We start from the raw sequence: 23642 nt of genomic DNA, 5'->3' as shown, positions 1-23642 counted from the left end.
TTTTGAATTACTGCATAGCACAATTGATTCGTACGACGCCGACTTAGATTAGTCGGCTTTTTTTTGCCTGCGGGATATCAGCGTCTACCCTAAAAGAGTCAATCTGTATGACCGGAGGGTAATATGACCAGCCTGTTCACGTTGTTGCAAATGCAAACGCGCCAGTCGGATTCCGTACCAACCGATCCGGTGCCGATTCCCGATCCTATCCCGCGCCCACAACCTATGCCAGATCCGCCGCCGGATGAAGAACCGATTAAATTGTCGCATCAAGAGCGGAGATCTGCGAGGATACGCGCCTGCTGATTGTGTGTCTTTTACCGCGAGATTAAATTGTGACCGCTTTTTCTACTCTGAATGTCCTGCCTGCCGCCCAACTCGAGAATCTTAACGAGTTGGGTTATCTTGAGATGACGCCTGTCCAGGCCGCTGCGTTACCGGCGATCCTGGCCGGAAAAGATGTGCGCGTGCAGGCAAAAACCGGCAGCGGAAAAACGGCTGCATTTGGTCTCGGGCTTTTACAGCATATTGATGCCAGTCTGTTCCAGACCCAGTCGCTGGTGCTTTGTCCTACGCGCGAACTGGCCGATCAGGTGGCAGGGGAGCTGCGTCGTCTGGCGCGTTTTCTGCCTAATACCAAAATCCTGACGTTGTGCGGCGGGCAACCTTTCGGCGCGCAGCGAGACTCTCTCCAGCATGCGCCGCATATTATTGTCGCGACGCCGGGTCGCCTGCTTGACCATCTGCAAAAAGGCACCATTTCTCTGGATGCCCTGCAAACGCTGGTGATGGATGAAGCCGACAGGATGCTGGATATGGGCTTTAGCGACGCCATTGACGAGGTGATTCGCTTTGCGCCGTCACGCCGTCAGACTCTGCTGTTTTCCGCCACCTGGCCTGAGGCCATCGCGGCGATCAGCGGTCGGGTTCAGCAAAATCCACTGACGATTGAAATTGATTCGGTGGATGCGTTGCCATCTATCGAGCAGCAGTTTTTTGAAACATCTTCGCAGGGGAAAATCCCGCTGCTGCAAAAGCTGCTGAGCCAGCATCAGCCTGCGTCATGCGTTGTTTTCTGTAATACCAAAAAAGATTGTCAGGCGGTTTGTGATGCGCTCAATTCTGTCGGGCAGAGCGCATTATCGCTGCATGGCGACCTTGAGCAGCGCGATCGTGACCAGACGCTGGTTCGTTTTGCAAACGGCAGCGCGCGCGTACTGGTAGCGACGGACGTCGCCGCGCGTGGGCTGGATATCAAGTCGCTGGAGCTGGTCGTAAACTTCGAGCTGGCGTGGGACCCGGAAGTTCACGTACACCGTATTGGTCGTACCGCCCGTGCAGGCAACAGCGGTCTGGCGATCAGTTTTTGCGCGCCGGAAGAGGCGCAGCGCGCCAATATTCTGTCTGAAATGTTGCAGCTTAAACTGAACTGGCTGACGCCGCCGGGCAACGTTCCGGTTGTACCGCTGGAAGCTGAAATGGCGACGCTGTGCATTGATGGCGGTAAAAAAGCAAAAATGCGCCCGGGCGACGTGCTGGGAGCGTTAACGGGAGATATTGGTCTGGATGGCGCTGATATTGGCAAAATTACCGTACATCCGGCCCACGTTTATGTGGCGGTTCGCCAGCCTGTGGCGCAGAAAGCCTGGAAGCAATTGCAGAACGGAAAGATAAAAGGGAAGAGCTGTCGGGTTCGTTTATTGAAATAAATGCCCGTTCCGGCCTACAGGTGCTTATGCGCATCGTAGGCCGGATAAGACGTTTACGTCGCCATCCGGCTGAGTCAGAAATTACTTCACTTCCACGACGTTCAGACGCAGTTCATCCAGTTGGTTATCGTCTTCCTCTGGCTGCCAGCCTGCGGGTTGCAGAGGGATCTCTTCGCGGTCAAAGGCTAAATCACCACCGTCTACTACGTCGGAATCATGATTAATGCCTTTGAAATCAAAAAGATTAATATCGCTCAGATGAGAAGGCACCACGTTCTGCATCGCGCTGAACATGGTTTCAATACGCCCTGGATAACGCTTATCCCAGTCGCGCAGCATGTCGGCGATGACCTGGCGTTGCAGGTTTGGCTGCGACCCGCACAGGTTGCACGGAATAATAGGGAACGCTTTGGCTTCTGAAAAACGCTCAATATCTTTCTCGCGGCAGTAGGCCAGCGGGCGGATAACGATGTGTTTGCCGTCATCGCTCATCAGCTTCGGCGGCATCCCTTTCATTTTCCCGCCGTAGAACATGTTCAGGAATAACGTTTGCAGAATATCGTCGCGGTGGTGGCCTAACGCAATTTTGGTTGCACCCAGTTCTGTTGCGGTGCGATAGAGAATACCGCGGCGCAGTCGGGAGCACAGAGAGCAGGTCGTTTTGCCTTCAGGAATTTTCTCTTTAACGATCCCATAGGTGTTTTCTTCAACGATCTTATACTCTACGCCCAGGTTCTCAAGATATTCCGGCAGAATGTGTTCGGGAAAACCCGGTTGCTTCTGGTCAAGGTTAACGGCGACCAGTGAAAAGTTGACGGGTGCGCTTTGCTGCAAATTACGCAGAATTTCCAGCATGGTATAGCTGTCTTTCCCACCGGAAAGGCACACCATGATGCGATCGCCTTCTTCGATCATATTGAAGTCAGCAATCGCTTCGCCCACGTTACGACGCAGACGCTTTTGTAATTTGTTCAGGTTGTACTGTTCTTTCTTGCTAATATCTTGATTTTGCGACATTTAATAGAGGCTCAATTCATTGTGTGGCATCAGAAAAGTATGCATCACGCCGGAAAGACCGGCAAAAGAAATCTGATATAAAAACTGTGGCGTGTATGGTACGGATTGGCGAGAAGAATGTCAGCACATTTATACCCGTTATACCTCAGGTTGCAGGTAAGCGTGCAGGGTTGAAAAGTGGATATGAAAAGCCCGCAACGGCGTGCGGGCTGATGCGTTTAGCGAACCACTAGGACGGAACATTCGGCATGGCGTACGACCGCTGCGGCGTTGGAGCCCAGCAGATACGTGGTGATGTCCGGGCGGTGAGAAGCAATAATCACCATGTCTGCCGGTAATTTTTTAGCCATTTCCAGAATTTTATCTTTCGGAGAACCTTCCGCGATATGAATCTGTACTCTGTCGGCAGGAATACTGAACTTCTTGATAATCTCTTCCAGTTGAGATTTTGCTTCGGCTTTCAGATCGTCCATAGCCGGTAACTCTGCTGAGTAGGCCAGGCCTAAAGAGGCGTAATAGGGCAGTGACGGAATAACGGTCAGGAAATGGACCTCTGCGTCATCTATTTTTGCCTCGGCTTCAACATGGGTGATAACGCGTTGAGTTAATTCTGAATCTGAAATATCGATGGGCACAAGAATCGTTCTGCTCATAAAACCTCCTGTTTAAGTATCCGATTAAAGTTTAACCCTTAATGGCACTTTATGTACAATGACAGGAGTCACATTTTAGCGTGAGTTTGGTTTCTGCTCTGGAAATTTCCCTTTGATCACGCCGTCATAAAAGCGGCCTTTAGAAACCACGACAAGAAAATCACGAAAAATACGCGACGGGACGCCGAGATATTGCAGAGTACCGGTTCGATGAAAACGAATTTCCAGCGTGCTGGAGGTTTCGTCATAGCCGACGGATGCAATACGGGATGATTTAACGGGATGATGGTTCATTGCCGGCGTCCTCTACAGCAGATCTTTATGCAATATATCATCTATCAATGGAGAGTTTTAGCGCAACAAATATATTGTTTTAGTATAGATAAAACACTGTTGTTATGAGAAAAGCCCGCCGTTGCCAGCGGGCTGACGGACTTAGAACTGGTAAACCATACCCAGAGCAACGACGTCGTCAGTAGACATATCGTTGCGAGTGTAGAAGCTGTCGTCTTCATCCAGCAGGTTGATTTTGTAATCAACATAAGTGGAGAAGTTTTTGTTGAAGTAGTAGGTCGCGCCTACGTCAGCATATTTAACCAGGTCTTTATCTTCACCGCCGGCCAGATCCTTACCTTTAGACATCAGGAAAGATACGGCAGGACGCAGACCGAAGTCGAACTGGTACTGCGCTGTAACTTCAAAGTTCTGGGTTTTGTTGGCAATGGTGTTATCACTGCCGTTTGAGCCACCGTAAGGAGTCATATTACGGGTTTCAGAATACATGGTCGCCAGATAGATGTTGTTAGCGTCATATTTCAGGCCAGCAGTCCACGCATCTGCTTTATCACCGCCAGCAGTAGAGTGATTTGCTTGCTGATTCGTTCGGTCGGAAGTGGTATATGCCGCACCGAAGCTGACGCCCATACCCAGATCGTAAGTTGAGGAGATACCGAAGCCGTCACCGTTGGAGTTTTTCACATCGCGGTCGCCGCCGTTGCCCGTACCTTCCTGCTCGTTGGTAACCTGGTTTTCATTCGCCCCCTGATATTGCAGCGCAAAGCTCAGACCATCCACCAGACCGAAGAAGTCGGTATTACGGTAGGTTGCTACGCCGTTAGCACGACCGGTCATGAAGTTGTCTGCTTTGGTATAAGAGTCGCCGCCGAATTCTGGCAGCATATCGGTCCAGCCTTCCACGTCGTACAGTACGCCGTAGTTACGGCCGTAGTCGAATGAACCATAGTCACCGACTTTAATACCTGCGAATGCCAGACGAGTCCAGGAGTCACCTTTATCACCTTCGGTACCGTTAGCCTGAACCTGATATTCCCACTGGCCGTAACCCGTGATCATATCGTTAACCTGAGTTTCACCCTTGAAACCCATACGCATGTATGTTTGATCGCCGTCAGAATTTGCGTCATCAGAGAAATAATGCAGACCGTCTACTTTGCCATAGAGATCTAATTTATTGCCGTCTTTATTATAAACTTCAGCGGCGTGGGCCGCGCCTGCTGCTAACAGGGCAGGGATTACGAGAGCCAGTACTTTTCTTTTCATTGAAATAACCCTTTAGTTTTTTTATTTACCTGTGACTCCCCATAAGGGAAGTGAAATCATGCTAAAGGAGAAGTTCCGTAAAGAGATAAATATGAATTGTTACGTCTTAAGTAAAATCTTAATTAAATAATTCTACAGAAACGATGATAATTGACATGAATGTTTTTTAATAAAACATATAAAATAAAAATTATACAATTTAAATTTGTTGCGATATTCTGCGCGGGTTATATGCCTTTATTGTCACATTTTGCTTTTTTCGTTGGGCCATTGCGATAAGTACTGATCTTCCAGCGAATGAATTGACAAGCCCGAACCTTGGTTCGGGCTTTTTTTCGTTCTGACGAATACTCAAACAGCCGTATTATTCAGCACCGCTCTTTTCCGCTTTACCTGCCAGTTGAGCAAGGAAGTCATAGCGTTTTTGCAGATCCGCCGTCGCATCCTTCCAGAGCTGTTCAGCAACGTCTGGCTGCTGTGCATTCAGACGGCGGAAGCGTTGCTCGTTGAGCAGCGTCTCTGCCAGCGCGTCTGACGGTGGACGGGAGTCCAGCGCCAGCGGCAGTTTACCCTCATCGGCGCGACGCGGGTCAAAGCGGTACAGTGGCCAGAAGCCGGTAGCCGTTAACTGACGCATCTGATCGTGGCTCAGCGCCAGGTCGTAGCCGTGTTCTTCACATGGGCTGTAGGCAATGATCAGCGATGGCCCCGGATACGCTTCCGCTTCCTGGATTGCTTTCACCGTCTGGTTTAACTGCGCGCCCAGCGAGATCTGCGCGACATACACATGACCGTACATCATCATGCTCACACCCAGATCCTTACGCGCTTTGCGCTTGCCGTGTTCGCCAAACTTCGTGACCGCGCCAAGCGGCGTCGCTTTCGACGCCTGTCCGCCGGTATTGGAATAACACTGCGTGTCCAGAACCAGAATATTGACGTTCTCGGTCAGGCTCAGCACATGATCCAGACCGCCAAAGCCAATATCGTAGGCCCAGCCGTCACCGCCAATCAGCCAGATTGATTTCTCAATCAGCGCATCGGCATCGGTTAACAGTTCATGCGCGCCGTCGACATCTTTCAGATGCTGGCGTAATGCGGCGACCTGTTCACGACGAACTTCCGGCGTCGCTTCGGCGTGCAATGCGTCGTTTAAATCCGTTGGGATGCGATCGGCGAACTGTTCCAGCAGGCGCATGACGCGCACGCGATGTTGATCAACCGTCAGGCGGAAGCCCAGACCGAATTCGGCGTTATCTTCAAACAGCGAGTTCGCCCATGCAGGGCCGCGACCGTTGGCATCGGTGGTGTAAGGCGTTGAAGGCAGATTACCGCCATAAATAGAAGAACAGCCGGTCGCGTTGGCAATTAACATGCGGTCGCCATACAGCTGGGTCAGCAGCTTGATATACGGCGTTTCACCACAACCGGAGCAGGCGCCGGAGTATTCGAACAGCGGCGTGATCAACTGAGAGGTGCGAATATCAATACGCTCCAGCTTGCTCTTGTCGATTTCCGGCAGATTGAGGAAGAAGTCATAATTCACTTTTTCTTCTTCGACATGTTCAAGGCGGGACATCATATTGATGGCCTTGATTTCAGGGTTCTGGCGGTCTTTCGCCGGGCAAACTTCAACACACAGGTTACAACCCGTGCAGTCTTCCGGCGCCACCTGCAACACGTATTTCTGACCACGCATATCGCGTGATTTCACATCCAGCGAGTGCAGGCTGGCCGGGGCGTTCTCCATTGCTTCCGGCGAAACCACTTTAGCGCGGATCGCCGAGTGCGGGCAGGCGGCGACACAGTGGTTACACTGGGTACACAGCTCTTCTTTCCAGATAGGGATCTCTTCGGCGATATTGCGTTTTTCCCAACGGGTCGTCCCCATCGGCCAGGTGCCGTCTGGCGGCAACGCCGAAACGGGCAGGGCGTCACCAAGCCCGGCGAGCATGGCGGCTGTAACCGTTTTAACGAAATCGGGCGCTGCGTCAGACACCACCGGAGGACGATTTGCGCTGTGCGGGTCCACCGCCTGCAACGGAACTTCTGTTACCGATTCGCGAGCCAGCGCCAGCGCCTGCCAGTTACGCTCAACCAGCTCCTGACCTTTACTGCTGTAGCTTTTCGCTATCGCCCCCTGTAATTCCGCCAGCGCGCTATCGCCAGGCAGAATCTGCGTCAGGTGGAAGAAGGCCATCTGCATCACGGTATTAATACGTGCCGCCAGCCCGCATTCGCGGGCGATTTTAGCCGCGTTAATCACAAAGAACCGCGCTTTTTTCTGGTTCAGCACCGCCTGAACTTCCTGCGGCAGACGTGCCCAGACTTCATCTGCGTTGTACGGCGTATTGAGCAGGAAAATACCGCCTGGTTTCAGACGTTCCGCCATCTGATACTTATCAATAAACTGCAACTGGTGGCAGCCGACAAAATCAGCCTGCGCCACCAGATAAGCGGAACGAATCGGCTGCTCGCTGACGCGCAGGTGAGAGACCGTCAGCCCGCCAGCTTTCTTCGAGTCATAGACAAAGTAACCCTGTGCATACCACGGCGTGGAGTTACCAATAATCTTGATGTTGTTTTTGGTTGCAGAAACGCTGCCGTCGCTGCCCAGACCGTAAAATAGCGCTTCCAGTTTCGCTGTACCGGGCAGGGTGTTTTCCGGCAGGGGCAGAGACAGATTAGTGACATCATCATAGATGCCAACCGTGAAGCGGGATTTGGGTCTGGCGCTCGCCAGTTCGTTGAAAACAGCCAGCACGCAATCGGGGCCAAACTCTTTTGAAGAGAGGCCATAGCGCCCGCCGATCACGCGCGGTAAGGTTTCTCTCTCGCCGCTGTTGAATGCCTCCGCCAGCGCGGTCATCACATCCAGATACAGCGGTTCGGCCTGTGCGCCAGGCTCTTTGGTGCGATCCAGTACGGCGACGGTACGTACGGTTTCCGGCAGCGCCTGTAATAAATGTTTTGCTGAGAACGGACGGAACAGACGGACTTTCAGTACGCCCACTTTTTCGCCGCGCGCCAGCAGCTCGTCCACCACTTCCTCACAGGTGCCGATTGCGGAACCCATCAGAATAATGACGCGTTCCGCCTGCGGGTGGCCATAGTATTCAAACGGCTTGTACTGGCGACCGGTGGCCCCGGCGAAATCATTCATTGCCTGTTCAACGTGGTCATAAACCGCGTTGTACCACGGGTTCGTGGCTTCACGGGACTGGAAGTAGGTATCCGGGTTGGCAGACGTGCCGCGAATCACCGGATGTTCAGGATTGAGCGCGCGGGAGCGGTGCGCGTCAATTTCAGCCTGCGGCATCAGTTTCAGAATGGTGTCATCTGCCAGCGGCACAATTTTATTGATTTCATGCGAGGTACGGAAACCATCAAAGAAATGAATAAATGGCACGCGGCTTTTCAGCGTGGCAATCTGCGAAATGAGCGCGAAATCCTGCGCTTCCTGAACGCTACCGGCGCTCAGCATGGCGCAGCCGGTCTGGCGAACCGCCATCACATCAGAGTGATCGCCAAAAATAGACAAGGCATGAGTAGCAATGGTGCGTGCGGCGACGTGGAGTACAAACGGCGTGAGCTGTCCCGCCAGTTTGTACAACGTTGGGATCATCAGCAGCAGGCCCTGAGATGAGGTAAATGAGGTCGAGAGCGCGCCGGTCTGTAATGCCCCGTGAACGGTGGCGATGGCGCCGCCTTCCGACTGCATTTCTACGACGCGAGGGGTATCGCCCCAGACGTTCTTAAGCCCGTTTCCGGCCCAGGCATCCGCCTGCTCAGCCATTGTCGAACTGGGCGTAATTGGGTAGATGGCGATAACTTCGCTGGTACGGAATGCGACCGAAGCAACCGCGCCATTACCGTCAATAGTGATCATATGACACCCTTACATTGCACAAAAAGAGGGACTCGCGAAACATCGGCGGGCCCTGATAGTTATTCCTCTATTTTAGCAAACCCCGATCTCTACCATTTTCGCTTTTGTGTCCCTGGAATAGAGGGAATGAATGATTTGATCAAAGAGAGGGCAAAAAAATTGCTAAAAAATGTCAATGAACCGCATAAATGGGCAGTTTGCCTCTCGACGACGCAGGGCTACCTGCCTATTATTTATGGCGGTGTCGTTTTGGCTAACGTTCAGAGGGGAGAGAGATGCGCGCAGCGTTTTTAGTGGGGTGTGCCGCGTTATTATTGTCGGCCTGTAGTAATGAGCCTGTTCAGCAGGCGACGGCAGCGCATGTTGCGCCGGGGTTAAAGGCGGCAATGTCCAGTTCCGGGGACGCTAACTGCGCCATGATTGGCGGGTCGCTCTCTGTTGCCCGTCAGCTTGACGGGTCGGCGATCGGCATGTGCGCATTACCCAACGGCAAACGCTGTAGTGAACAGTCGCTCGCCGCTGGAAGCTGCGGCAGCTATTAATGCACTAAATCAGCCAGTCGGAACATCAGCGTTTGTTCTGCGGTCGCCAGCGTCAACTGGTTAGCCGTTAAGTCGACCTGCGCGCCTTGTTTGAGCATCGCGCTAATGGTGTGATCCAGTTCATTTAACTGCGGGTCGGCGCACATCATACGCGTCATCGCCATGTCTTTGACTTTCAGCTCGCCATCAGACAGCTTGCCCTGGCCGCTGAAGCGGTTGCACATGCGGCCAGAAACCGTCATTTTTTCACCGAAGCTTAACTCCGGGGCGTTCTTACCCGCAGCGACTGGTTTTCCGTTTACACTCTCCAGAACAAAACGGTGATGCTGTAGCTGATCACGGTTAACGGAGACTTTTCCATTGCTGACGCAGCCTGCCATAAGCATGCTGAGTGCAACCAGTGCGACGATCTTCTTCATTAAAACTCTCTACATTTGCTGACGGGAAATCATTCATAATTGTAATGATATAGCCTGGTATATCATCGGGGATTATCTGAAAGTGCTCCCCTGAACGCAGGGGAGCAGAAGGGTCAGAACAGGGCGTTCGGGCAGGTTTCACCTTTTGAGAGCTGTTCCAGATTTTGCAGAGTGGTTTCCGAGATGCTGGTCAACGCTTCCGCGGTCAGGAAAGCCTGGTGCCCGGTGAATAGCACGTTATGGCAGGCAGACAGACGACGGAATACGTCATCCTGAATCACATCGTTGGACTTGTCCTCAAAGAACAGATCGCGTTCGTTTTCATAGACATCCATCCCCAGTGAGCCAATCTTCTGGTTTTTCAGCGCTTCAATTGCCGCCTGCGAATCAATCAACGCCCCACGACTGGTGTTGATCACCATCACCCCGTTTTTCATCTGATCAAACGCGGCATGATTAAGCAAATGGTAGTTTTCAGCTGTCAGCGGGCAATGCAGAGAAATGACATCAGACTCCGCAAACAGCGTCGGCAGATCGACATACTCCACGCCAAGCTCCAGCGCGGCGGCGCTTGGGTAAGGATCAAACGCCAGCAGTCGCATACCAAAACCTTTCAGAATACGCAGCGCGGCGACGCCGATCTTGCCCGTCCCGATCACGCCAGCCGTTTTACCGTGCATGGTAAAACCGGTCAGGCCTTCCAGTGAAAAGTTTGCATCACGGGTACGTTGATAAGCGCGATGAATGCGACGGTTCAGCGTCATCATCATACCAATCGCATGTTCGGCGACGGCTTCAGGAGAATAGGCCGGGACGCGCACGACTTGCAGACCCAGCTCTTTTGCGGCGTCCAGATCGACGTTATTGAAGCCAGCGCAACGCAGCGCAATGTATTTTACGCCGTGCTTTTTCAGCTCTTCCAGAACCGGGCGGCTGCCGTCGTCGTTAACGAAGATGCATACCGCCTCGCAACCGTTGGCGGTTTTTGCCGTTTTTTCAGTCAGCAGAAAGTCAAAAAATTCAAGTTCAAAACCAAAGGACTCGTTAACATGTTGCAGGTACTTCTTGTCGTACTGCTTTGTACTGTAAACAGCGAGTTTCATAAGACTTTCTCCAGCGATGGTGGAATAACATTGAATCAATTAAAATTATCTTACAAAATTTAAAAAATAATTGATAGGCGTGACCATGACATAATGAATAATTTTAGAACATCTCTTCTTAAGGCACCTATCATACTAAAATTAAACAACTTTCTTTAACACATATTTCCCTTTCGGTCATTCTGAACCCACGCCTTATCAGTGGGTCAGTTACTCTTCCACAGACTGACGTATCCTTTCTGTAGCGAATCAGGCTGATAGACGTTCGTAACGTCGAACAACCGACAGACATAACCTGCAAACCCTCACTTTCATACGAAATAACCTATCGCTTCAATTGATTGACAAAAATTGATAATTGCTCCGCTCATCGCTCCATTCCATGATGAATTTAATGCACTTTTTCATTTGCTGTGATGTTTATCACATTTCTGTAAATTTCACCAATTGTCCTGTCTGGTGTGACCAGCAGTAATTTCCCTTTTATTTTTTGCACTTATTTAAACAGGCGTTGATATGCTCCTGTTATCCCGTTTATCAAGGGATTGTCAAAGGATTCCAAATAAGCATAATTTAACCAAGAAATTAGTTTTGTTATTTTAACTTGAATCCTCGTGATTTTTATTAACACGTTTAATACAAACAAGAGTGGAGGGGTGATATTGCCGTAACTTAATACATACTATTAACAACACAGCATGTTAAATCCTGTCTTATCCGGCTAAGTTAAGTTGGAGGTGTTATTATGACTGCGCGCAGTATCGTAGCGACTTTTTAATGGAATAAAAATGTACGCGATGAATCTGTCGATGAATAAGCCTGGTACAGTAAGCAAGATAACCTTATTGAATAAACCAATTTCAATAACTGAAAATGCCTGCTCTACATGTAGTCTACTGGAGCAGCTTCACAGGTATCCTTCAGCTACTGTCGTAATATATGGGCGGCCGTCTTTATTTTTGAGTTTCTGGCTGCATGTTCGGGAGTGTTACCCGTGCGCAGCATTGATATTTAAGCATGGCTATTTTTTGCCTGTGGATGAGACCATTGCTGAGTTTTTTAACTACTTCACTATTGAAGGGAGAAGCGGTGTAAAACACCACGAGAAAACAATACAGCGTGTAATTTATTTTCTTCCTCCCGTTTTACTAAGGAAAGAATCTGTTCAGGATACAGCATATCTTACGGATACAGTACCTTTACTTAATGAAATAACACATGCGCGACTTTCTTCCGGGAGGTTATCGAAGCTGTCTAAAAGTGTTCTTGCACTAATACTTTCTGGCTTCAGTCGAGAGATGATAGCAATTAATTTAAAAGTTGGAATCAGGCAAGTCTGGTTGATTGAAAACTTCCTACGCAAAAGATGGCGAATTCCAGATTGTTGTTCTCTGGTTGAGTCTGTTTATTTCTGCAATAGATAAAAATTGTTCCTAATTTTAATTTAAGGGTGTTTACATGCATAAGAATGTTATGGCCTCTATGTTAGGTGTGGTTTTGTTTGGTGCTCTAAGCAATATCAGTTGGGCAGAAGAGCAGATCGATCCCAACAAAACAATTACCAGGGGAGAACTAAATAATGAACTGATCGAATTAGCCCGATCTCTTTCTCAAAAAGGGGAGAATTATCGAAACGAGGTGGTTAGATATGTAAATGGGCGTGTAAATGATGCTGCAAATACGACGAAAAATTATATTAATGAACAAATTAATGCTCAAAATCGCTCGCTGGCTTCACAGCGGGACGCAATAAATACGGTGAAACAGGACGTGACCGTAAGCGTTGGGAAGGTTAATAAAGAACTGGATGAACAAAAGGATGTTCTGCGCGGCGAAATCGGCCAGGCCAAAGCTGATGCAATTGCACAGGCTGACAATAATGCGAAAGTCGTGCGTGGCGAGCTTAAGCAGCAGGGTGATTCCCTGCGTGGTGAAATCGGCAGCGCCAAAAGGGATGCCTACGCACGGGCCGACAGTAATGCAAAAGCCGTGCGTGGCGAGCTTAAGCAGCAGGGTGATTCCCTGCGCGGCGAAATCGGCAGTGTCAAAAGGGATGCTTATGCGCGTATAGACAACAATACGGAAGCTGTTCGTGGCGAGCTTTCTCAGACCAGCAAATATTTATCTGGAAAAATCAATGCTAACCAGTCTGCGGCCAGTAAGAATAGTCGCCGTTTAGATCTTCATGAATCCTGGCAAAAAATGGCGACAGACAGAATGAATGGTCTGCAAAAACAGATATCTAACAACCGCAAAGAAATTCGTGAAAGTGCAGCTCAGAATGCGGCGCTTGCAGGTTTATTCCAGCCTTATAGCGTGGGTAAATTTAATGCTACTGCGGCATTGGGAGGATATTCAGATAAGCAGGCAGTAGCCGTTGGGATCGGCTACCGCTTTACAGACAATGTTGCAGGTAAAATGGCAGTTGCGGCCGGTGGAGATTCCGTTTCATGGAACACGGGTATTAGTCTGGAGTTCTGATTAAAGCTTACAGTAGGGGGTATTTTACTCCCTGCTCATGGAGCAATAATGAAAATTATCATCGCGACGCATGATTTTTATTTTCAGCAAGGCGCTGAAGTATTATTCAACTCGTGTGAGGCACTTGGCGTTGAACATTTTAACAGCAAAAAAGAAACGTACTTTATTATCTGTGATAATGAGTTCGCCGGACTCATGAGCATACTTTTCTTCGGGTATGATTTTTACCTTGCCTGCAAGTCAGAGCCTTGCAATATGAAGCATGGATCTTGTTTGAGTGATCAAGGTAAATCATTAACACATAATGAAAGAATTATCGCTTTCCTTTTATACTATAAACACTTTAGTGTAGAGCAAATCGCCAGGGTGAGAGGTCGAAGTAAGAAAACAGTATATTCGCATATTTACAATATCAAGAAAAAAATTGGCTTAAAAAATGGAATGCACCTGCCATTTAAAAGTAACGGCATTGATCGGAATGCTTTTTTTGAACTGATATTTCTCATCTGAGATAAAATCTGGCTGGCATCTCATTATTATCTTCCCGGAGAATATGAATGAAGAATTTCATTAATCGATTCATTCGCTCAGATTACGATATCGTCATTCTTCGCCTGAGCGTTATCGGTGTATTTATGTTGTTTGGTACTTATAAATGGTTTGACTTTGAAGTTATGGCCCTGGAGCCTCTGATTTCATCAACATGGCTCAATATTCTGTATTTGATTTTTGGTGTCCACGGGGGAAGTTATTTCCTTGGCGTTATGGAAACCATTACATTTCTTGCGTTGATCATTGGCTTCGCCCGACCTGGTGTTGGCATACCAGGCGATCTCATTGTTATCACTACAGGAGTAACGACTCTGAGCCTGCTGCCACAACTGGGGAAAATTGACAGCTTCATTATCAAGGATGTTCTCTTGATTGGCGCTGGCGCAGTTTTGCTGAAATATGACCTTACCCGGTATCTGGCATTCAGGAATGGAACATACCGGGTATAAACGCTGCTACAGGATGGCAGGAATGTGAGCCCAGGCAGAGGATCTGCAAATGGTCAGTCCTCTGCGCCTCTGTTTTCCGTAATAAATCAGGAGACTGAGTTAATTCAGTACAAAATGTTTGCCTGACTGCGGATGTGCGCCATCATGGTGAGATGGCAGAAGGATCGGATACTAACGCTCTGTTATATCATCAACTTTATCATTTCTAAGACGACCTCAAAATTGTTGGGTCGCGGCAGAACATCTATCCTTAGTGAGGGCGACGCCTTCAACTGAGCGCCCAAACATGCCACAATACGGGCCTTACCGGCTTAATTTTTGCTAAATCAGGATATTAACTACCCATGAAGGGTAAATACAAAGCCGTTCTCGCGCTACTTTTATTATTGATCCTTATACCGTTAATGCTGCTCATGACGCTTGGCCTGTGGCTTCCTACGCTGGCGGGCATCTGGTTACCGGTTGGTACGCGTATCGCGCTGGATGAAAGCCCGAAACTTACGCGCCACGGCCTGCATATCCCGGAGCTGCGTTATCTGGTGGAGGACTGCCCGTTAGCACGCATGAGCGGCGCGGAACTCACCCATCCCAGCCGCTGGCAGCTGAATATCGGTACGCTTGAACTGGACTCCGCCTGTCTGGCAAAACTCCCTGAATCTGAACCATCGCCCGCGGCGCCGCGCACGCTCGCAGAATGGCAGTCTATGCTGCCTAATACCTGGGTTAATATCGACAGGCTTATTCTTTCTCCCTGGCAGGAATGGCAGGGGAAATTGTCGCTTTCGTTGACGCCAGCCCTCCAACAGATTCGTTATCAGGGCGAGAAGGTCAACTTTCAGGGGCGGCTGCACGGGCAAAACTTCACCGTCAGCCAACTGGAGGTGAGCGCCTTCGAAAATCAGCCCCCTGTAAAACTGGAAGGGGAATTTACGCTGCCTCTGGTGCCGGACGGGCTGCCGGTGAACGGACACGCCGTCGCAACGCTGAGCCTGCCGCAGGAACCGTCGCTGGTAGATGCGGAACTGGAGTGGCGGGACAACACCGGACAGCTGATCGTCATGGCGCGCGGTAACCTGGAGCCGCTGCTCGATCTCCCCTGGCAGGTTACTCGCCAGCAACTTGCCATCAGCGATGGACGCTGGAACTGGCCGTATCAGGGCTTTCCGCTGAGCGGACGTCTGGGGATCAACATTGATAACTGGCAGGCAGGTCTTGAAAATGCGGTGATAAGCGGCCGGTTGAATGTTCTGACGCAAGGCGATGCGGGTAAAGGCAATGCGGTGCTGACGATTGGGCCAGGCAAGCTGAGTATGGATAACAGCGACATGCCCTTGCGTTTAACCGGTGAAGCGAAACAGGACGATCTGATCTTTTATGCGGTACTGCCGACACAGCTCACCGGCAGTCTGGCCGATCCACAACTGACCTTTGAACCCGGCGCGCTGTTGCGTTCTCGTGGCCGGGTGATTGACTCTCTGGATATTGACGAAATTCGCTGGCCGCTGGCTGGCGTAAAAGTCACTCAACGCGGAGTTGATGGCCGATTACAGGCAATTTTACGCGCGCACGAAAATAAGATGGGCGACTTTGTCCTGCATCTTGATGGGCTGGCGAATGATTTTCTTCCCGATGCGGGGCGCTGGCAGTGGCGCTACTGGGGCGAGGGCAGCTTCACCCCGATGAACGCCGGTTGGGATGTCGCCGGGAAAGGAGAATGGCACGACAACACCATCACGCTTACCGACCTGTCCACCGGATTCAATCAACTGCAATACGGCACGATGACGGTGGCGTCTCCGCGCCTGATGCTGGATAAACCGATCGTGTGGGTTCGTGATGCCGGGAACCCGACCTTCAGCGGCGCGTTATCGCTGGATGCGGGCAATACCGTGTTCACCGGCGGCAGCGTCTTACCGCCGTCAACGCTCAAATTCAGCGTTGAAGGAACGGACCCAACGGTATTCCAGTTCAAAGGCGACCTGCATGCCGGGGCGATTGGGCCAGTGCGGGTAAATGGGCGCTGGGACGGCATTCGTTTACGCGGGCAGGCCTGGTGGCCAAAACAGTCGGTTACGGTCTTCCAGCCCTTGCTGCCTCCTGACTGGAAAATGAATTTGCGCGCAGGCGAACTGTACGCGCAGGTGGCTTTTTCCGCCGCAGAGGATCAGGGGTTCGAAGCGGGTGGACACGGCGTACTGAAAGGCGGTAGCGCCTGGATGCCGGATAACCAAATCAACGGCGTCGATTTTGTGTTGCCGTTCCGTTTCAGTCAGGGCGCCTGGCAACTGGGGACGCGCGGGCCGGTGTCATTACGCATCGCAGAGGTGGTAAACCAGGTCACCGCGAAAAATATCACGGCCGATCTCCAGGGAGGTTATCCGTGGAGCGAAGAGAATCCTTTATTGCTGAGTGACGTGAGCGTGGATGTGCTGGGCGGCAAAATCATAATGAAACAGCTGCGTATGCCACAGCACGATCCGGCACTGCTGCGGGTGCAAAATGTCTCTTCCAGCGAACTGATCAGCGCGGTGAATCCCAAACAATTTGCGATGTCCGGCCCGGTTAGCGGCGCGCTTCCGCTGTGGCTGAGCAATGAAAAATGGATCATTAAAGACGGCTGGTTAACCAATCCAGGCCCGATGACGCTGCGTATCGATAAAGATACCGCCGATGCGGTCGTCAAAGACAATATGGCGGCAGGCGCGGCAATCAACTGGCTACGCTATATGGAGATTGCCCGTTCGTGGACGAAGATTAATCTGGACAATCTGGGCGTGCTGACCATGCAGGCGACGGTCACGGGTAAAAGCCATGTGGACGGTAAAGTCGGCACGGTTAACCTGAACTATACCCATGAAGAAAATGTCTTTACGCTCTGGCGCAGTTTGCGTTTTGGCGACAACTTACAGGCATGGCTTGAACAAAACACCGCGTTGCCGGAAACCCGTTGCCCGGAAGGCAAGGAATGTGAGGAACAACAATGAAAACGATGATTGCCATGCTGGCGCTCTTCTTACTGGCGGGCTGTACGCCGCGTATTGAAGTTGCAGCGCCGAAGGAACCGATCACCATCAATATGAACGTCAAAATTGAGCATGAAATTCATATCAAGGTTGATAAGGACGTGGAAAGTTTATTGAAGTCACGCAGTGATTTGTTCTGAGGTCATGATGAAAAAACAGCTTAGAGCGACCGTTCTTATCCTGAGTTTATTGAGCTGCAACGCCATCGCGTTGACCCTGAGCGAAGCAAGAACGCAAGGGCGAGTGGGGGAAACGCTTAATGGTTATCTGGTGGCGCTGGCAACCGATCCAGAAACGCGCTCGCTCGTCAGCGAGATTAATAAAGAGCGTAGCGCCAGTTATCAACAGCTGGCGAAAAGCCATCAGATTCCGGTGGATGAGGTGGCGAAAATGGCCGGACAAAAGCTGGTCGACCGTGCAAAGCCGGGTGAGTATGTGCAGGGCATTAACGGTAAGTGGCTGAAAAAGTAACTGGCAACAGTGCGTAGCTTCTACGTATTTTCTGTTTTGTATGATAAAGCGCGATAATTTGCAGGGTAAGTTTCTATACTGTCTGCTCCGAAGCGATATTCAGCAAGAGGGGCAGTTATGGCAAGTCACGGTAATTCAGCGACGTTTTCTCTCGGTTCCCGGCAGGTAAAACGGCTGGGCTATGGGGCAATGCAACTGGCAGGACCTGGTGTATTTGGCCCGCCGAGAGACCGTCACGTCGCGCTGACGGTGCTTCGGGAGGCGATTTCGCTGGGTGTGAATCACATTGATACCAGCGATTTTTACGGCCCGCATGTTACGAACCAAATCATTCGAGAAGCGCTGCATCCGTATCCTGACGATCTGGCGATCGTCACCAAAATTGGCGCCCGTCGCGGGGAAGATGCGTCGTGGTTGCCCGCTTTCTCGCCTGCGGAACTGAAGCAGGCGGTTCACGATAATCTGCGTAATCTCGGACTTGATGTGCTGGATGTGGTCAACCTGCGCGTTATGTTCGGCGACGGTCATGGCCCGCATGAAGGATCTATCGAAGAGAGTTTTAGCGTGCTGGCAGAACTTCAGCAGCAGGGGCTGGTGAAGCATATCGGTCTGAGCAATGTCACCGCGAACCAGGTGGCTGAGGCGAGGAAGATTGCCGAAATTGTTTGCGTGCAGAATGAGTACAATATCGCCCATCGCCAGGATGACGCACTCATTGACGCGCTGGCGGGCGAGGGTATCGCTTATGTGCCGTTCTTCCCGCTGGGCGGGTTTACGCCGTTGCAGTCATCAACGCTCTCCGACGTTGCCGCCAGCCTGAATGCGACGCCAATGCAGGTTGCGCTGGCATGGTTGCTACAACGTTCAGCCAATATCCTGTTAATTCCGGGAACGTCGTCAGTGACGCATTTGCGTGAAAATATGGCGGCAGGGGATTTGCAACTTTCGGATGAGGTTCTTGCGGTGCTGAATGGCATGAATGCCTGATGGAGGTTATCCGGCCTGCGGGAGGATGACACCCCTTGCAGGCCGGATGAGGCAAATTAGCGATGAAAAATCTTATGCAGCAACAACGCTGTCAATCGCCGCTTTGGCATCAGACTGCGCTTTGGCCGCGACTTCCGGGCCGTAAGCAATCCCTTCAGCAAACACGAAGTTCACGTCGGTGATACCAATAAAGCCCAGGAAGACTTTCAGGTACGGCGCGATCAGGTCTGTCGGCGTATCTTTGTGGATACCGCCACGGCTGGAGAGAATCACCGCACGTTTACCGGTCACCAGACCTTCCGGCCCTTTCTCGGTGTAACGGAAGGTGACGCCTGCGCGGGCAACCAGGTCAAAATAGTTTTTCAACTGAGTCGGGATGTTGAAGTTGTACATCGGCGCCGCAATGACGATCACATCGTGCGCTTGCAGTTCCGCGATCAGCTCGTCGGACAACGCCAGCGCGTCCTGTTGACGCGGAGTCAGCGGAGCGTCGCTCGGGCGCAGGGCACCCACCAGTTCGCCATCCAGTACCGGAACAGGATTCGCGGCCAGGTCGCGCACGGTGATCGCATCCGCAGGATGCTTTTCGCGCCACTGTTCAACAAAATAATCAGACAACTGACCAGACTGAGAGTACCCTGCCAGAATACTGGATTTAAGAACTAATACTTTGCTCATGGGTGTTTCCTTTTATGTGTTTGAATGGGGTGAGCCCCGTTGCTTGTTGACACTCTATTCACAATCCTGTCGCAGAGATAGCGCAATATATCGAATCCTATGTTCGAAATTATTGAACAACACACGAAAAGCGCCGATGTGGTACTCTATACCAATCATTAAAAAGAGATTTTACCCGGCAGAGCACTGCCCTCTAATGCTATGACAGAACAACAGAAAATCACCTTCGCCGTACTTCAGCAACAGCTGGATACGCTGATGCTGCGTGACAGGCAGCGCTTTGCCCGCCGTCTGCATGGCGTGAAGAAGGTTAAAAAACCTGATGCACAACAGGCCATTTTCCTGGAGATGGCGAAAGAGATTGAACAGGCGGCAGGTAAAATTGTGCTGCGCGAAGCCGCCAGACCGGAAATAACGTATCCAGAAAACCTGCCTGTCAGCCAGAAAAAACAGGCCATCCTGGAGGCCGTTCGCGACCACCAGGTGGTGATTGTGGCGGGGGAGACCGGCTCGGGTAAAACCACGCAATTGCCGAAAATTTGTATGGAGCTGGGGCGCGGTATTAAAGGGCTGATCGGCCATACGCAGCCGCGTCGTCTGGCGGCGCGTACCGTTGCCAACCGTATTGCCGAAGAGCTGCAAACGGAACCGGGCGGCTGCATCGGTTATAAAGTCCGTTTCAGCGATCACGTCAGCGACAACACGATGGTCAAGCTGATGACGGACGGTATCCTGCTGGCGGAAATCCAGCAGGACAGGCTGCTGATGCAGTACGACACCATCATCATTGATGAAGCGCACGAGCGCAGCCTGAATATCGACTTTCTGCTTGGCTACCTGAAAGAGCTGTTGCCGCGTCGCCCGGATCTGAAAATCATCATCACCTCCGCGACCATCGACCCGGAGCGCTTCTCGCGTCATTTTAACAATGCGCCGATCATTGAAGTTTCCGGCAGAACGTACCCGGTTGAGGTGCGCTATCGTCCGATTGTCGAAGAAGCGGACGATACCGAGCGCGATCAGCTTCAGGCGATTTTTGACGCGGTGGATGAACTGGGGCGTGAAAGTCCCGGCGATATCCTGATCTTTATGAGCGGCGAGCGTGAAATCCGCGATACCGCCGATGCGCTCAATAAACTCAATTTGCGCCATACCGAAGTATTGCCGCTGTATGCACGCCTCTCTAACAGCGAGCAGAACCGCGTGTTCCAGTCGCACAGCGGACGTCGCATCGTGCTGGCGACTAACGTGGCGGAAACCTCGCTGACCGTACCGGGCATTAAGTACGTTATCGATCCCGGCACCGCGCGCATCAGTCGCTATAGCTACCGTACCAAAGTGCAGCGGCTGCCGATTGAACCGGTTTCACAGGCTTCCGCTAACCAGCGTAAAGGCCGCTGTGGACGTGTGTCGGAAGGGATCTGCATCCGCCTGTATTCGGAAGATGACTTCCTGTCGCGCCCGGAATTTACCGACCCGGAGATTCTGCGTACCAACCTGGCTTCGGTTATTTTGCAAATGACGGCGCTGGGGCTGGGCGATATCGCTGCATTCCCGTTTGTTGAAGCGCCGGATAAACGCAACATTCAGGACGGCGTGCGTCTGCTGGAAGAGCTTGGGGCGATTACGACCGATGAGCAGCAAACGGCTTATAAACTGACGCCTTTAGGCCGCCAGTTGTCGCAGTTGCCGGTAGACCCGCGTCTGGCGCGGATGGTACTGGAAGCGCAGAAACACGGCTGCGTACGTGAGGCGATGATCATCACCTCCGCGCTGTCTATTCAGGACCCGCGTGAGCGCCCGATGGATAAACAGCAGGCGTCCGATGAGAAGCACCGTCGTTTCCACGATAAAGAGTCTGACTTCCTCGCCTTTGTGAATCTGTGGAATTATCTCGGCGAGCAGCAGAAAGCGCTGTCGTCGAACCAGTTCCGCCGCTTGTGTCGCACTGATTACCTGAACTATCTGCGCGTGCGCGAATGGCAGGATATCTACACCCAATTGCGCCAGGTGGTGAAAGAGCTGGGTATTCCGGTAAACAGCGAACCGGCGCAATACCGTGAAGTGCATATCGCGCTGCTGACCGGGCTGCTGTCGCATATCGGGATGAAAGATGCCGACAAGCAGGAGTATACCGGCGCGCGTAACGCCCGTTTCTCCATCTTCCCGGGTTCCGGTTTGTTCAAGAAGCCGCCGAAGTGGGCGATGGTCGCAGAACTGGTGGAAACCAGCCGCCTGTGGGGGCGCATTGCGGCGCGCATCGATCCCGAGTGGGTGGAACCGGTTGCCCAGCATCTGATTAAGCGTTCTTACAGCGAACCGCACTGGGAACGGGCGCAGGGCGCGGTGATGGCGACGGAGAAAGTGACCGTGTACGGTCTGCCGATAGTGGCCGCGCGCAAGGTGAATTACAGCCAGATCGACCCGGCGCTGTGTCGCGAGTTGTTTATTCGTCATGCGCTGGTAGAGGGCGACTGGCAGACGCGCCACGCCTTCTTCCGCGACAACCTGAAGTTGCGTGCGGAAGTGGAAGAGCTGGAGCACAAATCGCGTCGCCGCGACATTCTGGTCGATGATGAGACGCTGTTTGAGTTCTACGACCAGCGCATCAGTCATGACGTGATCTCCGCGCGCCACTTCGACAACTGGTGGAAAAAAGTCAGCCGTGAAACGCCGGATCTGCTCAACTTTGAAAAGAGTATGCTTATCAAAGAGGGCGCGGAAAAAATCAGCAAGCTGGATTACCCGAACTTCTGGCACCAGGGAAATCTTAAGCTGCGGCTGAGCTATCAGTTTGAACCGGGCGCCGACGCCGACGGCGTCACCGTCCATATCCCGCTTCCGTTGTTAAACCAGGTGGAAGAGTCCGGGTTTGAATGGCAAATTCCAGGTCTGCGCCGTGAGCTGGTGATTGCGCTGATTAAATCGCTGCCGAAACCGGTACGACGGAACTTTGTTCCGGCGCCGAACTATGCCGAAGCGTTTTTAGGTCGCGTAACGCCGCTGGAGCTACCGTTGATGGATGCGCTGGAGCGTGAATTGCGGCGGATGACCGGCGTGACGGTAGATCGCGAAGACTGGCACTGGGATCAGGTGCCCGATCATCTGAAGATCACCTTCCGCGTGGTGGATGACAAAAACAAGAAGTTGCAGGAAGGGCGCGCTTTGCAGGGGCTGAAAGAGGCGCTGAAAGGGAAAGTCCAGGAGACGCTCTCGGCGGTGGCAGATGACGGCATCGAGCAGAGTGGGCTGCACATCTGGAGTTTCGGTCAGCTGCCGGAAAGCTATGAGCAGAAACGCGGCAATTACAAAGTGAAGGCGTGGCCTGCGCTGGTCGATGAGCGTGATAGCGTCGCCATCAGGCTGTTCGACAATCCGCTGGAGCAGCAACAGGCAATGTGGTGCGGTTTACGCCGCTTGCTGCTGCTGAATATTCCGTCGCCGATTAAGTATCTGCACGAAAAGCTGCCGAACAAAGCCAAGCTCGGTCTGTACTTTAACCCGTATGGCAAAGTGCTGGAGTTGATTGACGACTGCATCTCCTGCGGCGTGGACAAGCTGATCGACGCCAATGGCGGCCCGGTATGGACGGAAGAGGCTTTTGCCGCGCTGCATGAGAAGGTGCGCGCTGAGCTGAACGACACCGTTGTCGATATCGCGAAGCAGGTCGAGCAGATCCTGACCGCCGTGTTCACGATCAACAAACGTCTGAAAGGACGCGTGGATATGACGATGGCGCTGGGGCTGTCTGATATCAAAGCGCAAATGGGCGGGCTGGTGTATCGCGGTTTTGTCACCGGCAACGGCTTTAAGCGCCTCGGCGATACGCTGCGCTATTTGCAGGCGATTGAAAAACGGCTGGAGAAACTGGCGGTTGATCCGCACCGTGACAGGGCGCAGATGCTGAAAATCGAAAGCGTGCAGCAGGCCTGGCAGCAGTGGATTAACAAGCTGCCGCCAGCCCGCCGTGATGACGACGACGTCAAAGAAATCCGCTGGATGATTGAGGAGCTGCGCGTCAGCTACTTTGCACAACAGCTCGGTACGCCGTACCCGATCTCCGATAAGCGCATTTTACAGGCGATGGAGCAAATCAGCCTGTAGCTCCG

Annotated in this window: 19 protein-coding genes; 11 read left to right on the top strand and 8 right to left on the bottom strand. The window is 51.8% G+C overall.

All coding sequences use genetic code 11. From position 1 onward, the window contains the following. Positions 1–123: 123 nt before the first annotated feature. Together ynaL and dbpA are read left to right on the top strand one after the other, a co-directional pair. On the top strand, positions 124–306 hold the full coding sequence (gene ynaL / locus OGX93_RS04000) for a proline-rich small protein YnaL (protein WP_072025335.1): 183 nt from the start codon (positions 124–126) through the stop codon (positions 304–306). 29 nt (positions 307–335) lie between these two features. Next, complete coding sequence (gene dbpA / locus OGX93_RS03995; protein WP_115609282.1) at positions 336–1709, top strand: ATP-dependent RNA helicase DbpA; 1374 nt, start codon at positions 336–338, stop codon at positions 1707–1709. Positions 1710–1790: 81 nt separating this feature from the next. Here dbpA and ttcA read toward each other — a convergent pair whose 3' ends face one another. The 5 genes from ttcA to nifJ all read right to left on the bottom strand — a co-directional run bounded on the left by ttcA (position 1791) and on the right by nifJ (position 8828). Continuing rightward, the gene (ttcA, locus tag OGX93_RS03990; RefSeq protein ID WP_012132294.1) at positions 1791–2726 is read right to left on the bottom strand and encodes a tRNA 2-thiocytidine(32) synthetase TtcA; all 936 of its coding nucleotides are present in this window, start codon (positions 2724–2726) and stop codon (positions 1791–1793) included. Between the two features lie 218 nt (positions 2727–2944). Then, positions 2945–3379, bottom strand: coding sequence for a universal stress protein UspF (uspF, locus tag OGX93_RS03985; protein WP_012132296.1), 435 nt, complete (start codon positions 3377–3379; stop codon positions 2945–2947). 75 nt (positions 3380–3454) lie between these two features. Next, on the bottom strand, positions 3455–3673 hold the full coding sequence (locus OGX93_RS03980; protein ID WP_012132297.1) for a KTSC domain-containing protein: 219 nt from the start codon (positions 3671–3673) through the stop codon (positions 3455–3457). A 141-nt stretch (positions 3674–3814) separates the two neighbouring features. Further along, positions 3815–4939 (bottom strand): porin OmpC, encoded by a 1125-nt coding sequence (gene ompC, locus OGX93_RS03975; RefSeq protein ID WP_104868624.1) that lies wholly within the window; start codon positions 4937–4939, stop codon positions 3815–3817. A gap of 364 nt (positions 4940–5303) precedes the next feature. Continuing rightward, a complete protein-coding gene (nifJ, locus tag OGX93_RS03970; protein WP_115181609.1) occupies positions 5304–8828 on the bottom strand; it encodes a pyruvate:ferredoxin (flavodoxin) oxidoreductase in 3525 nt (1174 codons plus the stop codon). A 275-nt stretch (positions 8829–9103) separates the two neighbouring features. Here nifJ and OGX93_RS03965 point away from each other — a divergent pair, with 275 nt between their 5' ends. Beyond that, complete coding sequence (locus tag OGX93_RS03965; protein ID WP_286449556.1) at positions 9104–9370, top strand: putative hemolysin; 267 nt, start codon at positions 9104–9106, stop codon at positions 9368–9370. On the opposite strand, the gene hslJ is transcribed toward OGX93_RS03965, so the two are convergent. Next, the gene (gene hslJ, locus OGX93_RS03960; RefSeq protein ID WP_012132303.1) at positions 9367–9789 is read right to left on the bottom strand and encodes a heat shock protein HslJ; all 423 of its coding nucleotides are present in this window, start codon (positions 9787–9789) and stop codon (positions 9367–9369) included. The two genes, OGX93_RS03965 and hslJ, sit on opposite strands and share 4 nt — an antisense overlap. 113 nt (positions 9790–9902) lie before the next feature. Next, on the bottom strand, positions 9903–10892 hold the full coding sequence (ldhA, locus tag OGX93_RS03955) for a D-lactate dehydrogenase (protein ID WP_012132304.1): 990 nt from the start codon (positions 10890–10892) through the stop codon (positions 9903–9905). A gap of 1458 nt (positions 10893–12350) precedes the next feature. Here ldhA and OGX93_RS03950 point away from each other — a divergent pair. From OGX93_RS03950 to OGX93_RS03920, 7 genes are all read left to right on the top strand, one after another. Next, the gene (locus OGX93_RS03950; protein WP_286449555.1) at positions 12351–13373 is read left to right on the top strand and encodes a YadA-like family protein; all 1023 of its coding nucleotides are present in this window, start codon (positions 12351–12353) and stop codon (positions 13371–13373) included. A gap of 48 nt (positions 13374–13421) precedes the next feature. Next, a complete protein-coding gene (locus tag OGX93_RS03945; RefSeq protein ID WP_110494235.1) occupies positions 13422–13883 on the top strand; it encodes a helix-turn-helix transcriptional regulator in 462 nt (153 codons plus the stop codon). Between the two features lie 47 nt (positions 13884–13930). Beyond that, positions 13931–14374, top strand: a complete 444-nt coding sequence (locus OGX93_RS03940; RefSeq protein ID WP_110494236.1) for a DUF417 family protein — start codon at positions 13931–13933, stop codon at positions 14372–14374. A 344-nt stretch (positions 14375–14718) separates the two neighbouring features. After that, positions 14719–17358, top strand: a complete 2640-nt coding sequence (locus OGX93_RS03935) for a YdbH family protein (protein WP_286449554.1) — start codon at positions 14719–14721, stop codon at positions 17356–17358. After that, complete coding sequence (locus OGX93_RS03930) at positions 17355–17537, top strand: YnbE family lipoprotein (RefSeq protein ID WP_012132311.1); 183 nt, start codon at positions 17355–17357, stop codon at positions 17535–17537. The genes OGX93_RS03935 and OGX93_RS03930 overlap by 4 nt, the downstream gene beginning before the upstream one ends. 7 nt (positions 17538–17544) lie before the next feature. Continuing rightward, entirely contained in the window at positions 17545–17868 is a 324-nt protein-coding gene (locus OGX93_RS03925; protein ID WP_024130313.1) for a YdbL family probable chaperone protein, read from the top strand. Positions 17869–17985: 117 nt separating this feature from the next. After that, positions 17986–18855, top strand: coding sequence for an aldo/keto reductase family oxidoreductase (locus tag OGX93_RS03920; protein ID WP_047463600.1), 870 nt, complete (start codon positions 17986–17988; stop codon positions 18853–18855). A 72-nt stretch (positions 18856–18927) separates the two neighbouring features. On the opposite strand, the gene azoR is transcribed toward OGX93_RS03920, so the two are convergent. Then, complete coding sequence (gene azoR, locus OGX93_RS03915) at positions 18928–19533, bottom strand: FMN-dependent NADH-azoreductase (RefSeq protein WP_012132314.1); 606 nt, start codon at positions 19531–19533, stop codon at positions 18928–18930. Positions 19534–19734: 201 nt separating this feature from the next. Between azoR and hrpA the strand changes: the two genes are divergently transcribed. Continuing rightward, positions 19735–23637 (top strand): ATP-dependent RNA helicase HrpA, encoded by a 3903-nt coding sequence (gene hrpA, locus OGX93_RS03910; RefSeq protein WP_286449553.1) that lies wholly within the window; start codon positions 19735–19737, stop codon positions 23635–23637. The last annotated feature ends 5 nt before the right edge of the window (positions 23638–23642 follow it).

Origin of the sequence: Citrobacter sp. CK195 (genome assembly GCF_030333365.1) — a bacterium.
Lineage (GTDB): Bacteria > Pseudomonadota > Gammaproteobacteria > Enterobacterales > Enterobacteriaceae > Citrobacter_B > Citrobacter_B koseri.
The sequence above is the reverse complement of the archived record's forward strand: the minus strand, read 5'-3'. Positions and strand labels throughout refer to the sequence as shown.

What these genes read in the sequence shown, in the direction of transcription:
- hslJ (WP_012132303.1), bottom strand. Translation starts at nt 9,789, where the DNA reads ATGAAGAAGATCGTCGCACTGGTTGCACTCAGCATGCTTATGGCAGGC.
- ldhA (WP_012132304.1), bottom strand. Translation starts at nt 10,892, where the DNA reads ATGAAACTCGCTGTTTACAGTACAAAGCAGTACGACAAGAAGTACCTG.
- OGX93_RS03930 (WP_012132311.1), top strand. Translation starts at nt 17,355, where the DNA reads ATGAAAACGATGATTGCCATGCTGGCGCTCTTCTTACTGGCGGGCTGT.
- OGX93_RS03965 (WP_286449556.1), top strand. Translation starts at nt 9,104, where the DNA reads ATGCGCGCAGCGTTTTTAGTGGGGTGTGCCGCGTTATTATTGTCGGCC.
- nifJ (WP_115181609.1), bottom strand. Translation starts at nt 8,828, where the DNA reads ATGATCACTATTGACGGTAATGGCGCGGTTGCTTCGGTCGCATTCCGT.
- OGX93_RS03980 (WP_012132297.1), bottom strand. Translation starts at nt 3,673, where the DNA reads ATGAACCATCATCCCGTTAAATCATCCCGTATTGCATCCGTCGGCTAT.
- OGX93_RS03945 (WP_110494235.1), top strand. Translation starts at nt 13,422, where the DNA reads ATGAAAATTATCATCGCGACGCATGATTTTTATTTTCAGCAAGGCGCT.
- ynaL (WP_072025335.1), top strand. Translation starts at nt 124, where the DNA reads ATGACCAGCCTGTTCACGTTGTTGCAAATGCAAACGCGCCAGTCGGAT.
- azoR (WP_012132314.1), bottom strand. Translation starts at nt 19,533, where the DNA reads ATGAGCAAAGTATTAGTTCTTAAATCCAGTATTCTGGCAGGGTACTCT.
- ompC (WP_104868624.1), bottom strand. Translation starts at nt 4,939, where the DNA reads ATGAAAAGAAAAGTACTGGCTCTCGTAATCCCTGCCCTGTTAGCAGCA.
- OGX93_RS03950 (WP_286449555.1), top strand. Translation starts at nt 12,351, where the DNA reads ATGCATAAGAATGTTATGGCCTCTATGTTAGGTGTGGTTTTGTTTGGT.
- OGX93_RS03935 (WP_286449554.1), top strand. Translation starts at nt 14,719, where the DNA reads ATGAAGGGTAAATACAAAGCCGTTCTCGCGCTACTTTTATTATTGATC.
- OGX93_RS03920 (WP_047463600.1), top strand. Translation starts at nt 17,986, where the DNA reads ATGGCAAGTCACGGTAATTCAGCGACGTTTTCTCTCGGTTCCCGGCAG.
- hrpA (WP_286449553.1), top strand. Translation starts at nt 19,735, where the DNA reads ATGACAGAACAACAGAAAATCACCTTCGCCGTACTTCAGCAACAGCTG.
- OGX93_RS03925 (WP_024130313.1), top strand. Translation starts at nt 17,545, where the DNA reads ATGAAAAAACAGCTTAGAGCGACCGTTCTTATCCTGAGTTTATTGAGC.
- ttcA (WP_012132294.1), bottom strand. Translation starts at nt 2,726, where the DNA reads ATGTCGCAAAATCAAGATATTAGCAAGAAAGAACAGTACAACCTGAAC.
- uspF (WP_012132296.1), bottom strand. Translation starts at nt 3,379, where the DNA reads ATGAGCAGAACGATTCTTGTGCCCATCGATATTTCAGATTCAGAATTA.
- OGX93_RS03940 (WP_110494236.1), top strand. Translation starts at nt 13,931, where the DNA reads ATGAAGAATTTCATTAATCGATTCATTCGCTCAGATTACGATATCGTC.